The following is a 13,111-nucleotide window of genomic DNA, read 5'->3' as shown; positions in this document are numbered from 1 at the left end:
GCGTCACCCTCGACCTACACGCACCTCTCAGTACTCCACCCGCGCCGCGTGGACGCTCCACCGCTCGAACGGCAGGGTCGCGGTCGCGATCCGCCGCTCGGTGACCCGCGGCAGCTCCCACGACGACCGGCCGGTCGCGAACCTCGCGTAGAACTCGTCGTCGTCGAACCCCGCCCGCGCCGCGTCGGTCCGGTCGGCCGCGAACACGACGCGGTCGATCCGCGCCCACAGCGCGGCCGAGAGGCACAGCGGGCACGGCTCGCACGAGCTGTACAGCGTGGTCCCGCCGAGGTCGAACGTCCCGAGCGCCCGTCCCGCGGCCCGCACGGCGTTGACCTCGGCGTGCGCGGTCGGGTCATTGTCGCGCGTGACGCTGTTCGCGCCCTCGGCGACGAGCCGCCCCGCCTGCACGACGACGGCCCCGAACGGCCCGCCCCCGGCTGCGACGTTCGCGACGGCGAGCTCGACGGTCCGCGCGAGCCAGGCCGCGTCGTCGGCGGGCCAGCCGCCCGTCCCGCCGGCAGAGGCCGACGCCGCCACGTGCACCGCGGTCATCGCGTCACCGTCGCTTCGATGAGGCCGTAGGGGCGGTCGTCGGCGTGGAAGACCTCCCCGGCGTTCTGCACGTCGGTGTCGAACCGCGTGAAGTCGTAGAGGAAGTGGTGCTTGTTGGGCGCGACGAGCGAGATCGACGCGACCTCGGGCACGGCGTCGAGGACCGCCCCGCCGATGTGCCACAGCGTCTGCTGCAGCGCGAGCGAGTGCAGGGTCGCGAACGTCCCGACGACGGCGGCACGGACGGCCGCGTAGGCGGCGTCCCAGTCGGGCGGGGTCTCCGAGAACTCCCACGTCGCGTCGATCGCGGTTGCGAGGATCCGGTCCTTGGTCTCTTCGAGCGTCGTGAAGCCGTCGGTGAGGAAGTCGTGGAACTCGCTGCCGGTCGACTTGAGGATGACGAGGTCGCGGATCCCACCCCCGACGTGGACGGTCTGGGCCTCCCCTTGCCGTCGACCGTCACGGTCACGGTCCGGTTCTCGGGGCCGCGGCGCACCCAGGTGTGGTCGTGCTCCTCGCCGTCGACGACGACCCGCTCCCAGTCGTCGACGACGACGTCGATCCGCGCCCCGTGGATGGGCTCGACGTCGTCGACGAAGTGCTTCGCGAGGGCGATCCCGTAGTCCTCGACGGTCCCGCCGCCGTGCTGCTTGGCGTAGACGAACGCCGTGTTCTTCTGCGTGTCGGTCGGCAGCACCTTCGACTGGTCGCCCGTGAGGTACGCGTCCTCGAAGGCGCCCCGCATGGCCGTGGTGACGGTGAGGTCGCGGATCTCGTGCCGCGGGGTGTCGCGGTAGATCCGGACGATGTGGTTCTCCGCCTTGCCGTACTGGTGGCTCGTGAGGGTGTAGGTCATGGGTTCCTCCTCGGGGACGGGGGCGGTCAGGGGGCGGTGAGCACGGCGGGGACGGGCCGGTCGAGCAGCGCACCGCGCCGCTCTCCCGGCCGCACGGGTGCGCCCGCGAGCCAGGTCTCGCGCACGACGCCGCGCAGCCGGGCGCCGTCGTACGCGGTGACGGGGTTGCGGTGCTCGAGGCGGGCGGGGTCGACGACGAGCTCGGCGTCGGGGGCGACGACCGCGAGGTCGGCGCGGCGACCGGGCGCGATCGCCCCGCGGTCGTCGAGCCCGACGAAGCGCGCGGTCGCGGTCGCCATCCAGCCGACGACGCGCGCGAGCGGGACCCCGCGGCGCGCCGCCTGGGTCCAGACCGCCGCGAGCCCGAGCTGGAGCCCGGCGATACCGCCCCACGCGACGCCGAAGTCGCCGCCGCCCGCCGTCTTGAGCTCGACGGTCGAGGGCGAGTGGTCGGTGACGACGAGGTCGATCGTGCCGTCGTCGAGCGCCTCCCAGAGCAGGTCCTGGTTCCGGGAGTCGCGGATCGGCGGTGCGCACTTGAATCGCGTCGCGCCGTCGGGCACCGACGCGGCGTCGAGAGAGGTAGTGCGGGCAGGTCTCGGCCGTGATCCGCAGCCCCTCGGCCTTCGCGGCCCGCAGCACGGGCAGCACCTCCGCGCTCGACACGTGCAGGACGTGCGCCCGCCCCCGGTGCGGCGCACGCCCTCGACCACGTGCTCGACGGCGGCCACCTCGGCCTCGTCCGGGCGCGACGCGAGGTAGCCCGCGTAGCCGCGCCCGCCGCCGTAGCCGTGCGGGAGCGCGTCGGGGTCCTCGGCGTGCACGATGAGGAGGCCGTCGAAGTCGGCGAGCTCGTCGAGCGCCGCGTCGAGCTGCGCCCGGTCGAGGTGGGGGAACTCGTCGACCCCGCTCGGCGCGAGGAAGCACTTGAACCCGAACACCCCGGCGTCGTGCAGGGCACGCAGGCGCCCGAGGTTGGACGGGATCGCCCCGCCCCAGAAGCCCACGTCGACGGCCGCCACCCCGGCCGCGGCCGCCCGCTTCACGTCCAGGGCCTCGGGCGACACGGTCGGCGGGATCGAGTTCAGCGGCATGTCGACGATCGTGGTGACGCCCCCGGCCGCGGCCGCGGCGGTCGCCGTCGCGAAGCCCTCCCACTCGGTCCGCCCGGGCTCGTTGACGTGGACGTGCGTGTCCACGAGCCCGGGGATCAGCACCTCGTCCGGACCGAGCGTCCGGTCCTCGCGCGCCGCGAGCGGTGCGTCGTGCTGCCCGGCGACGACGGCGATCCGGCCGTCCGCGACCCCGACGGCCGCGAGCCGCTCGCCGTCGGGCAGCACGACGCGCCCGCGGAGCACGAGGTCCAGTCCGCTCATCAGCCCGCCCACCGTTCCCACGTCCACCGCTCCCGATTCTTCCGCCGACGCTCGAGCTCGTACGCGAGCCGGGTGCTCGGCCCCCGCTCGTCGCCCTCCCACAGCACGACGCGCACGGGCGTGAGCGCGTACCCGCGCCACGTCGGCGGCGGGTCGAGCGGCCCGGGGTGCGCCGCGTCGAACGCGTCCCACCGGACGCGCCGCTCAGCCGGGGCGAGGTGCGCGGTCCCGACGTCGTTCTGCCACGCGAGCAGCTGCAGGTACCGGCTCCGGTTCCGGAAGGCCGCGAGCGCCTCCTCGGGGGTCACGGGCGCGACGTCGCCCGTGATGACGACCTGACGGGCCGCCTCGGGCTGGAGCACCGTGACGGTCGCGCGCGGGACGACCCCGAGCTCGACGACCTTGCGCGAGCGCGAGTCGGTGTGGAAGTGCACGCGCGCGCCGTCGAACAGGGACAGGAGGACGGTCCGGGCGTCCGGGTACCCGTCGACGCCGGTCGTGGACAGCGTCATGACAGGCGTCTCGCCGCTGTCGGGCGCGGGGAGCCAGTCCGCTAGGAGCCCGAACGGCTCGTCCGGCGGCGTGGTCGGGGCCTGCGGCAGACCCGTCATGCGCGGCCCACCGGGTCGAAGGCCGCGATCTCCCGCAGCGCGGCGGTCGCCTGGGCGACCGACTCGTCCCACAGGAGCTTCCCGTACTCGGCCGTCGCCTGCGTCGGGTCGCCGACGACGCCGGGCGTCCCGAAGTCGTCCGACAGCCACCCGAAGCTCACCGACTTCCCGTTGAAGCCGATGTGCTCGAGGTCGGCAAGGTGCTCGGGCACCCAGCGGTCTGCGACCGACAGGTCCACGAGGTGGGGGCGCAGGTGCAGGATGATCGACGTCTCGGCGGTCCCGCCGTGGATCCCGAGGCCGCGCTCGTCCTCGCCCTCGCCGTGCGGCGGGTCCGTGCGGGTGAGGGTCGGCATGAGGAACGTCCGCAGCCCGTAGAGCCGTCGGATCTCGCGCAGCGCGACCTGCAGGAGCGCGACGTTCCCGCCGTGACCGTTCGCGAACACGAGCGTCCCGGCACCCATGGTCGCGACCGAGCGGCCCACCTGGACGACCGTGTCGAACATCGTCATGGCGTCGAGCCAGACGGTGCCCGGCGCCCAGCTGTGCTCGTCGGACTTGGTGAACGCGATCGTGGGCAGCGCCCAGACGTCGAGGCCACCCGCGGCCGCGGCCTCGACGGCGGCGTTCCCGATCTCGTCCGCCAGGAGGTAGTCGGTCTGCAGGGGCAGGTGCGGCCCGTGGTGCTCGATCGCCCCCGTGGGCTGGACGACGATCGTGTCCTTCGTGAAGCGGCCGGCGAGCGTCGGGCCCGGGAGCTCGACGAGCCGACGGGTGCCGCTCATTTTCCGAACCCGGGAACCGCTGCCGGCACAGCCGGCTGCGCGGACGCCGTCGCGTCGCCGACGACGACGCCCTCCGGGGTGCCGAGCTTGCCCGGGTTGAGGAGACCCGCCGGGTCGGTGGTGGCCTTGAGCGCGAGCAGCTCCTCGACGCCGTGGTCGACGTAGTACTGGTGAGGGCTGTGGACCCGGACCCCGAGCTCCTGGAGCTTCGGGTAGCCGGCGTAGACGTCGTCGGCGCCCGTGTAGGGGGCCGTGAGCATCCCGATGGGGAACCGGTGCGCGGCCTCGATGTGCAGCATGCCGCCCGGGTAGACGGCGTGGACCTCGTCGATCGCGTCGATCAGCGCCTCTCCCCCGACCTCGACGTGGAAGTAGACGATGTCGGGCTCGTTCTTCTTGAGCCACCAGATCGGGTGGTTGTAGGAGAGCATCGAGACCTTCAGCGTGGCCTGGGCGCCCTCGCGGACCGCGGTCACGGCGCCGCCCGCCGCCTCGATCAGGCCCGTGGCCTCCGTGAGGGTGGTCGCGTCGAGGATCGCCCGGAGCGAAGACGTCCCGGGGACGATGGCCGGGTCGGCGGGCAGCCGGTCGGCGACGAAGGGCAGGTCGGCGCTGACGAGGCGTGGCGCCGGGTCGAGGCCGCGCAGCGAGCGGACGGCCGCGAGCGCCCCGCCGAAGTCGTCGAAGCTCGCGTACACGGCGCGCCAGTCCTGCAGGGGCTCGAGCCGGACGGTCGCGCGGGCGATCACACCCGCCGTCCCGTACGTGTGGACGAAGGTCTGCGCCTCGTCCCCCTCGACGTGCCGCAGGCCGTCCTCGCCGGGGAGTGCGACGTCGAGGGCGGTGACGAACCCTTCCCAGTTGGACCCGTGCGTGATCGAGCCCGTGCCCCCCGACCCGCCGGACAGGAACCCGCCCACGGTGGACTGCGCCGTCGACGGGTACATCCACAGCTGCTGCCCGGCGGCGTTCGCCGCCTGCTCGAGCGCGACCATGGGGGCACCGGCCTCGGCGGTGACCCAGCCGTCGCCGACCTCGACGACGGCGCGCGCCCGCGACGTGTCGAGCACGAGCCCGCCCTGGAGCGGGATGCCCTGGCCGTAGTTGCCGGTCCCCTTGCCGCGCGTCGTGACGGGAACGTCGTGCCGCGACGCGGCCGCGAGCACGAACGCGATCTGCTCGGCGCTCGTCGGGTAGGCGACGAGGTCGGCCAACCCGAGCGGAAGCTGCTCGCTGAGGATCGGGCTCATGGTCGCCTCGTCGACGGACGCCCGTGCGCGGGTCCGCTCGTCGTCGCTGACGCCGCGCTCGCCCAGCAGGGCGGCGAGCTCGGCGCGCAGGGCGGCGACGGCCTCGGGTGATGCGGTCATGGGTGCCATCTCCTAGAAGCCGATCGACGTGTCGAGGAACGTGTTGGTGAACAGGTCGTCGGCCTTGAGCCCGGACTTCACGTGACCGCCGCTCGTGGTGAAGATCGGGACGGCGATCTTCATGAGGTCGTTCACGCGCTCGGCGTTCATGTCACCGACGTAGTCGTTGTCGCCGTTCGTCGCGATGTTCAGCGACCGCATCTGCTTCGCCGCGAAGGCGCCGACCTCGGCGTCGTACGCCCAGCCGTTGTTGTAGGCGTTCACGAGCTTGACGATGAGGTCGTTGGTGGGCGCCGGGTCCTTGAAGTAGTCGACGTCGGCCTGCTGCATGACCGGGACGAGCTTCTCGAGGCACGGGCTGAGCTTCGTCAGGTCACCGGTGCGCACCGACATGGTCTCGGGGTACGGCGACCAGCCCGTGTCGGCGATGAGCTGGTACTGGACCGGCTTGGCCCACGCGCCGACCTCGTGCTCGTACACGTACGGCTCGGCGGTCGCGAAGCCCTGCTGGCCGTCCTTGCCCTTGGCGGTGACGAACTTCGCGGGCGTCCCGTCGTAGCTGCCGTCGGTCGTGGCCTTCGGCAGGATGCCGCTCTCCGTCAGGTACGTCATGTACGCCGCGCCGTTGAAGTAGCGGACGACGCCGCCGTCCTTGTCGAGAGCCTTGCCGAGGTCGGCGATCGTCTTGACGTCGGGGTACGTCTTGGGGTCCCACATGACGACCATGGGCGACTTGTCGTTCTCGGCGAACACCGCCGTCGTGGGCAGGTTGCCCGAGAACTCGATGGCCTCGTCCGTGGAGACGTAACCCATCGTGATGCTCTTGTCCTGGTACATCTGGGCGCTCACGGTGGAGAAGCCGATCGCGGGTCCGCCGGCGCGGACCTCGAGCTTCACGCCGGTCGGCTTGCCGTTCGCGTACAGGTCGCCGGTCACCGACTTCTTCTCGGCGTCGATCGAGGGGTTGGGACCGAGCATCTGGTACAGGTGGGCGTGGTCGGCCTCGGGGTTCCAGTCGGTCTGGACGACGACGGTCGCGGGGCAGACCCCGGACAGGTCGACGGCGGGTCCGGTGGCGGCCGCGGACGACGTCGCGCCCGTCGTCGAGCCGCTGGTGCCGCCGCTGCAGCCGGCGAGGGCGACGACGGCGACCGTCACGGACGAGGCGACGGCGATGCGGGTCCTGGTGCGCATGGGTGCTCCGTTTCAGGGGTCGGGAAGTACAGGGGTGTGGGCGGGGAGGGAGAGATGGTTGCGGCGTCCGCGGTCGCGGCGCCGGGCAGTCAGCGGGGCCCGGACGGGCTCAGCTGAAGTCGTACCAACGGCCCACGGCCAGGCGGCCGAGGAGTCCGAAGACGAGGAAGACGGCGACGCCGAGCAGCGAGGCGACGATGATGGTCGCGTAGAGCTCGGGCCCCATGAGGCGGGACGCGGTCACCTGGATGAGCACGCCCAGCCCCGGGTTGCCGCGCTGGAAGAACTGGTCGCCGACGATCGCCCCGATCACCGAGAGACCGGCCGAGGTGCGCAGCCCGACGAAGATCGACGGCAGGGCCGCGGGGAGCTGGAGCTTAGCGAGGCGGGTCCCGCGCCCTGCGCCCTGGAGCTGGAACAGCTCGCGCTGCCCCTTGTCCGTGGACTGGAGGCCGAAGAGCGTGTTCGAGACCATCGGGAAGAGCGCGATCATCACGGTCACGATCACGCGCGACGGGAAGCCGTAGCCGAAGAGGGCACCGATGAGCGGGACGAGCGCGAGGATCGGGACGCACTGCAGGACGACCGCGTAGGGGTAGAGCGACCGCTCGAGCCACTTCGCCTGCGACATCACCACGGCCCAGGCGACGCCGATGACGATCGCGATCGCGAGCCCGGTCAGCGCCACCGCCGTCGACCGGCCCAGCGCCTGCCACAGCTCCTGGTTGAACGTGGGCTGCGTGGTGTCGTGCACGAGCGCCTGCAGCACGAGGTGCGGGTACGGGACCAGGAACGCGAGGCCCTTGGACTTGTCGTAGTACGCGGCGACGAGCCACCACACGCCCACGAGCAGGGCGAGCACGACGACCGGCTGCCACCACGAGGCGGGCGCGCGCTTCTTCGTCCGCCGGACGGCGACGCGCGCGACGCGCGCCTCGGTGACTTCCTGCAGGGTGACCATCAGCGGTGTCCTTCCCGGAGGGCGCGAGAGACCTCGCCCACGAGCTCGGCGAACTCGGGGGTGAAGCGGATGTCGGGGTCGCGGGGCATCGGGAACGGGACGTCGAACGTGCGGACGACCGTGCCTGGCCGGCCCGACATGACGACGACCTTCGTCGACAGGTAGACCGCCTCCGAGACCGAGTGCGTGATGAACAGGCCCGCGAACCGCTGCTCGACGAACAGCCGGAGGAGCTCGTCGTTGAGGCGTTCGCGCGTGATCTCGTCGAGCGCCCCGAACGGCTCGTCGAAGAGGAACAGCTCCGGGTCGAGCGTGAGCGAGCGGGCGAGCGACGTGCGCATCCGCATGCCGCCCGAGAGCTGCTTGGGCAGGTGCTTCTCGAAGCCGGTGAGCCCGACGAGCTCGATGGCCCGGCCCGCCTTGGCGCGCCGCGCCTCCTTGGGCTGGCCGTTGAGCTCGGCGAGCAGCTCGACGTTGTCCTGCACGGACCGCCACGGCAGGAGCGTGGCGTCCTGGAAGACGTAGCCGATGCGGGACGCGTCGACCTGCGCGACGCCGTCGGAGGCCGTCTCGAGGCCCGACGCGATCCGGAGCAGCGTGGACTTGCCGCAGCCGGACGGTCCGACGACGGACACGAACTCCCCCGGTCGACCGTCAGGTGGACGCCGCGCAGGGCGACGGTGCCGTCGGGGAACGTCATCTCGACGTCCTGGAAGTCGAGCAGGGTGCTGGTCACCGTCGCGGTGACGGGTGCGGTGGCGGTGGTCACGGGTACCTCTTCCTCGTGCGCGGGTTCCTGGGGAATCGGGGTGCTGCGGGCCGACGCGCGGCTCAGCCCACCGGGACCGGTTCTCGGACGTCCGGGGCGGCGATGGTCGTGGTGAGGGTCGAGCGTGCGACGACGCTCCCCCGGTGGACGACGACGCGGTCGGCCGAGGCGCTCGCGACGACGTCGGCGAGGCTCTCGCCGCGCACGGCGAGTAGGTCGGCCCGGGCACCCGGACGGGGCCCGGCCGGAGCCAGCCCGAGAACGCTGCGCGCGCCGTCGGACACGAGCCCGTAGGCCTCGGCGGGCGACAGATGTCCGGCGGTGACGAGCAGCGACGCGGTCTCGAGGGCGTCGCCGCGACCGACCGGGTTGAACGGGTCGCGGACGTTGTCGGCACCGGCGGCCACGCGCACCCCGGCGTCGAGGAGCGCGCGGATCGCCGTGAGGCCGCGCGGCGTCCCGACGGGCGCGTCCCAGCCCTGCAGGTACAGGTTCGTGATGGGCAGGGTGATGACCCCCAGATCCGACGCCGCGACCTCGGCCACCACGCGGTCGCGCTCGGCGACCGGCAGGGTGCCGAGGCGGACGCAGTGCCCGGCCGAGTACTGCCGGTCGCGGGGCCAGTCGCGCACGGCCAGCGCGTAGGCGTCGAGCGTGACCGGGCCGTCAAGGCTCTCGTCGGTGTGCAGGTCGACGGGCAGGCCGCGCCGGCCGGCGATCGCGAGGAGCCGGTCGAGGTCGGCGAGCGGGTCGTCCGCGAGGTGGGGCGCGCCGCCGACCACGTCGATCCCCAGGTCGAGCACCGCCTCGACGTGCTCGTCCGGGCACTGGGGACCGGCGAGCGCCACAAGCTCGAGGTCGACGAGCGAGCCGAGCTCCTCGCGCACCTCCAGGAGGGCCCGGGCCCCGCGGGTCGCCTGCTCGACGGTCGCGGTGCCGTCGCCGCTGAGGACGTCGACGTGGCTGCGGATCGCCGTCGTGCCGGACGCGAGCATCTGGAGCACCTGCGCGCGGGCCCGCGCGGTGATCGACTCGACGGTCATCGTCGCGGCGTACGCACGCCACGCGTCGATCGCCGAGCCCAGGTCGCCGAGGGGCGGCGCGGCGAGCTCGAAGCTGCGCGCCTTGTCGAGGTGGGCGTGCGGCTCGGCCGGGGCCGTCAGCAGGACGAAGCCGTCGAGGTCGACGACGTCCCCGGTCCCGACGGCGACACTCTGCCCGGCGGGCAGGACCTGGGTGACGACCTCGCCCTCGACGACGACGTCGGCGACGGTTCCGTCGGCCAGCGTGGCACCGCGGAGCAGCGAGACGGGGCGAGGTGGCTGTGCGCTCACGACGGTCCTCCCGAGGGTCGGTGACGGGTGGACGACACGCCCTCGTGACGGCCCATGGATGTTGATGGGATCAACATCGAGGACGCTACGGAGCGCTCGTTTCGGCCGCGTAACGCGTCGGGCCGCGCGTGTAAAGAGTGATCGACGGCTCCGCTCGCACGGAGACGGGACGGTTACGGTCCAGGCATGAGCCCCATCGCCACCCCCGCCGTTCCCGTCGCCGAACGGGTCGTCGACGAGCAGGCGCAACGGGTCGGAGCGCGGATCCGCGCCCTGCGCCGCGCGCACGGGCTGACCCTCATGCAGGTCGCCGAACGGACGGGGCTGTCGCACCCGTTCCTCAGCCAGCTCGAGCGCGGGCACGCGCGCCCGAGCATGGTCTCGCTCGAGCGGATCGCCCAGGCGCTCGGCACGAGCCAGGTCGAGCTGCTGGCGGCCGGCGACCCGCAGCAGCCCGACCCCGACGACCCGCGCCCGCAGGTGCTGCGGTCCACCGAGGGCGCACGCGGCCCGTTCTCGCAGGGCGAGGCGCGGCTGCTCGTCCGCGGCGCCCGCGCGTTCGAGCCCCTCGAGTGGGTCGGCGCGAACACGGACCCCGGCGACTACTACGTGCACGACGAGGACGAGTTCCTCTACGTGATCGAGGGCCGGGTCCTGCTCGACCTGGGCGACGACGGCACGACGAGCCTCGGCCCGGGCGACTCCGCCTACTACCGGGGCGGGACCCCGCACCGGTGGCGCTCGGCCGACGGCGCCCGGTTCCGCCTGATCGTCGTCAAGCAGAAGCCGCAGCTCGCCGACCCGCCCACCCGCCGCCGACGCGACAGGAGCCACCCGTGACCGCACCCGACACCTCGCGCCGCGTCGTCGTCGTCGCCAAGGAGCCCCTGGCCGACGACGTCGTCGCCCTCACCCTCGCGGCCGTCGACGGCTCGGCCCTGCCGAGCGCAGAACCCGGGGCGCACGTCGACCTGACGCTGCCGGGCGCAGGCGCCGGGGAGCCGGGGACCGTCGTCGAGCGCCAGTACTCGCTGTGCGGTGCCGCCGACGCGCGGACCTGGACGGTGGCGGTGCTGCGCGAGCACCCGGGGCGCGGGGGCTCGGCGTGGGTGCACGACGAGCTCGTCGTCGGCGAGGAGCTGACCGCGCGCGGGCCGCGCAACCACTTCGTGTTCGACGCCGCCGCGCCCGCCGTCCTCGTCGCGGGCGGGATCGGGATCACGCCGATCCTGCCGATGGTCGCGGCCGCGGAGGCCGCCGGGACGGACTGGGTGCTGCACTACGCGGGCACGAGCCGGGCACGCATGGCGTTCGCGGACGAGCTCGCGACCAAGCACCCGGGGCGCGTGGTCCTGCACGTCGCCGACGAGGGCGGCCGGGCCGACCTCGACGCGCTGCTCGGCGACCCGGCCGCGTTCCCCGCGGGCGCGCAGGTGTACTGCTGCGGCCCGGCGCGCCTCCTGGCGGGAGTCGAGGACGCGGTGCGGGCATGGCCGCACGGTTCGCTCCACCTCGAGCGCTTCGAGCCGAAGGAGCGGGACGGCGGGGCCGACGCCACCGTCGACACCGCGTTCGAGGTCGAGCTCGAGCTGTCCGGGGTCACGCTCGCGGTGCCGTCCGGGCGGACGATCCTGGAGACCGTCGAGGACGCCGGCGTGCTCGTGCTGTCGTCGTGCCGCGAGGGGACGTGCGGCACGTGCGAGACGCCGATCGTCTCGGGCGAGGCCGACCACCGCGACTCGGTGCTCACGCCCGACGAGCAGGCCGAGAACCGGACCATGATGCTGTGCGTCTCGCGCGCCGCGGCGGGCTGCCCCCGCCTCGTCCTCGAGCTCTGAGCGGCCCCGCTCAGACCCGCTCGGTCGCGTCGAGCGGCCCGCCGGCCAGGGCCGAGAGCCGCCCCAGCCCGGCCTCCGCGACCAGCCGGTCGGCGACCGGGCGAGCGGCGGCGACCGCCTCGGCGACGTCGACGCGGACGACGTCCCCGCCCAGCACGCTCGGCTCGCCGTCGACCCAGACCTCCTTGACCTCGCGCGACCCCGCCACGAAGACGACCGCCTGGTAGGGGTCGTGCACGTTCGCGAGCGTCGGCGACTCCCCGTCGAGCACGACGACGTCCGCCTTCTTCCCGGGTTCGAGCGAGCCGATCTCGGCGTCCATGCGCAAGGCGCGGGCGCCACCGATCGTCGCCAGCTCGAACGCCTCGCGGGCCGACATCGCGGTCGCCTGGAGGTCGCGCGTGCGGGCCAGCAGGGCCGCAGCCTTCATGGCCTGCAGGTAGTCCTGCGCGTCGTTCGACGCGGGCCCGTCGACGCCGATGCCCACGTCGACCCCGAGGGCCCGCAGCTCGGCGACGGGCGCGATCCCGCTCGCGAGGATCATGTTCGCGACGGGGTTGTGCGCGACCCCGACCCGGTGCTCGGCGATCAGCTCGCGGTCACGCCGGTCCACCCAGACGCAGTGGGCCGCGATCGTCGGCACCGCGAACAGCCCCTCGTGCGCGCAGTGCGCGACCGGGCTCCGCCCGGTCCGCTGGAACGTGGCGGTGACCTCCTCCCGCACCTCCTGCAGGTGGATGTGGACACCCGCGCCGTGGTCGGCCGCGTAGGCGACGGAGCGCTCGAGCGCCTCGGGCGTCTGCCGCCCGACGACGGAGATCCCCACCCGGAACGTCGACAGCCGGCTCGCGTCGGCCGCCTCGCGCAGGGCGTCCCACTCGCCGGCGATGGCGTCGAACCCGAAGTCGCGGTCGGCGTCGCCCGACCCGAACGACACGACGCCGCGCAGCCCGACCTCGTCGAGCGCGCGCACGACGCCCGGCGTGACGGGGGCGTCCCGCCCGGGGTCCGAGCAGAACATGTCGTTCGCGGTCGTGACGCCGCTGCGCAGGAGCTGGATCGCCTGCAGCGTCGTGCCGGCGTGCGCGGCGCCGTCGTGCATGACGGGGTTCACGCGGTCGATCAGCGCGTGCAGCCACTCCCAGAGCGTGTACTGCGAGCCGATCCCGGTGATGAGCCCCTCGCTGAAGTGCCCGTGCGTGTTGACGAAACCGGGCGTGACGACGTCGTGCTCGCCGCCGCGCACCGCGGCGTCCGGGTGCAGGGCGGACAGCTCGGCCCACGTCCCGACCGCCACGAGCCGGTCCCCCTGCAGCAGCACCGCGCCGTCACGGATCCACGCCGGCGTGGCGGCGCCGTCCGGGGCCGCCGTGAGCACCCAGCGCCCTCGGACGAGCGTGGGCGGGCCGGCGACAGCCGCCTGCAGGGTCTCGGGCCTCGTGTCGTCCGTCATGGCGGGGAG

The 13,111-nt window shown here is 73.5% G+C and carries 13 protein-coding genes and 1 pseudogene; 2 read left to right on the top strand and 12 right to left on the bottom strand.

Features of this window, described 5'->3' with window-relative positions; genetic code table 11:
• Nucleotides 1-27: 27 nt before the first annotated feature.
• The 11 genes and pseudogenes from QQK45_RS11085 to QQK45_RS11035 all read right to left on the bottom strand — a co-directional run bounded on the left by QQK45_RS11085 (nt 28) and on the right by QQK45_RS11035 (nt 9,811).
• A complete protein-coding gene (locus QQK45_RS11085; protein ID WP_284293300.1) occupies nt 28-555 on the bottom strand; it encodes a nucleoside deaminase in 528 nt (175 codons plus the stop codon).
• The gene (locus QQK45_RS11080; RefSeq protein ID WP_284295022.1) at nt 552-953 is read right to left on the bottom strand and encodes a hypothetical protein; all 402 of its coding nucleotides are present in this window, start codon (nt 951-953) and stop codon (nt 552-554) included. The genes QQK45_RS11085 and QQK45_RS11080 overlap by 4 nt, the downstream gene beginning before the upstream one ends.
• 119 nt (nt 954-1,072) lie before the next feature.
• Nucleotides 1,073-1,411, bottom strand: a pseudogene (locus QQK45_RS11075) (factor-independent urate hydroxylase); the annotation flags it as partial.
• Nucleotides 1,412-1,437: 26 nt separating this feature from the next.
• A complete protein-coding gene (allB, locus tag QQK45_RS11070) occupies nt 1,438-2,787 on the bottom strand; it encodes an allantoinase AllB (protein WP_284293299.1) in 1,350 nt (449 codons plus the stop codon).
• Nucleotides 2,787-3,398, bottom strand: a complete 612-nt coding sequence (locus tag QQK45_RS11065; RefSeq protein ID WP_284293298.1) for a pyridoxamine 5'-phosphate oxidase family protein — start codon at nt 3,396-3,398, stop codon at nt 2,787-2,789. The genes allB and QQK45_RS11065 overlap by 1 nt, the downstream gene beginning before the upstream one ends.
• Nucleotides 3,395-4,183: a creatininase family protein gene (locus QQK45_RS11060; protein ID WP_284293297.1), complete on the bottom strand. Its 789-nt coding sequence runs from the start codon at nt 4,181-4,183 to the stop codon at nt 3,395-3,397. The genes QQK45_RS11065 and QQK45_RS11060 overlap by 4 nt, the downstream gene beginning before the upstream one ends.
• Nucleotides 4,180-5,553, bottom strand: coding sequence for an FAD-binding oxidoreductase (locus QQK45_RS11055; RefSeq protein ID WP_284293296.1), 1,374 nt, complete (start codon nt 5,551-5,553; stop codon nt 4,180-4,182). Before QQK45_RS11055 ends, QQK45_RS11060 begins: the two co-directional genes overlap by 4 nt.
• A gap of 12 nt (nt 5,554-5,565) precedes the next feature.
• A complete protein-coding gene (locus tag QQK45_RS11050; RefSeq protein ID WP_284293295.1) occupies nt 5,566-6,747 on the bottom strand; it encodes a substrate-binding domain-containing protein in 1,182 nt (393 codons plus the stop codon).
• Nucleotides 6,748-6,856: 109 nt separating this feature from the next.
• Nucleotides 6,857-7,708 (bottom strand): ABC transporter permease, encoded by an 852-nt coding sequence (locus QQK45_RS11045; protein WP_284293294.1) that lies wholly within the window; start codon nt 7,706-7,708, stop codon nt 6,857-6,859.
• Nucleotides 7,708-8,343 carry an ABC transporter ATP-binding protein gene (locus QQK45_RS11040; RefSeq protein ID WP_284293293.1) on the bottom strand — a complete coding sequence of 212 codons (636 nt, stop codon included), beginning with the start codon at nt 8,341-8,343 and terminating at the stop codon, nt 7,708-7,710. Before QQK45_RS11040 ends, QQK45_RS11045 begins: the two co-directional genes overlap by 1 nt.
• Before the next feature lie 196 nt (nt 8,344-8,539).
• A complete protein-coding gene (locus tag QQK45_RS11035; protein WP_284293292.1) occupies nt 8,540-9,811 on the bottom strand; it encodes an amidohydrolase family protein in 1,272 nt (423 codons plus the stop codon).
• Between the two features lie 186 nt (nt 9,812-9,997).
• Between QQK45_RS11035 and QQK45_RS11030 the strand changes: the two genes are divergently transcribed.
• Nucleotides 9,998-10,651, top strand: a complete 654-nt coding sequence (locus tag QQK45_RS11030) for a helix-turn-helix domain-containing protein (RefSeq protein ID WP_284293291.1) — start codon at nt 9,998-10,000, stop codon at nt 10,649-10,651.
• Entirely contained in the window at nt 10,648-11,649 is a 1,002-nt protein-coding gene (locus QQK45_RS11025; protein ID WP_284293290.1) for a PDR/VanB family oxidoreductase, read from the top strand. Before QQK45_RS11030 ends, QQK45_RS11025 begins: the two co-directional genes overlap by 4 nt.
• Before the next feature lie 10 nt (nt 11,650-11,659).
• Here QQK45_RS11025 and QQK45_RS11020 read toward each other — a convergent pair whose 3' ends face one another.
• On the bottom strand, nt 11,660-13,102 hold the full coding sequence (locus tag QQK45_RS11020; RefSeq protein ID WP_284293289.1) for an amidohydrolase family protein: 1,443 nt from the start codon (nt 13,100-13,102) through the stop codon (nt 11,660-11,662).
• Nucleotides 13,103-13,111 lie beyond the last annotated feature (9 nt).

Origin of the sequence: Luteimicrobium album (assembly GCF_030161555.1) — a bacterium.
Lineage (GTDB): Bacteria > Actinomycetota > Actinomycetes > Actinomycetales > Cellulomonadaceae > Luteimicrobium > Luteimicrobium album.
This window is presented reverse-complemented; position numbering and strand designations above follow the sequence as displayed.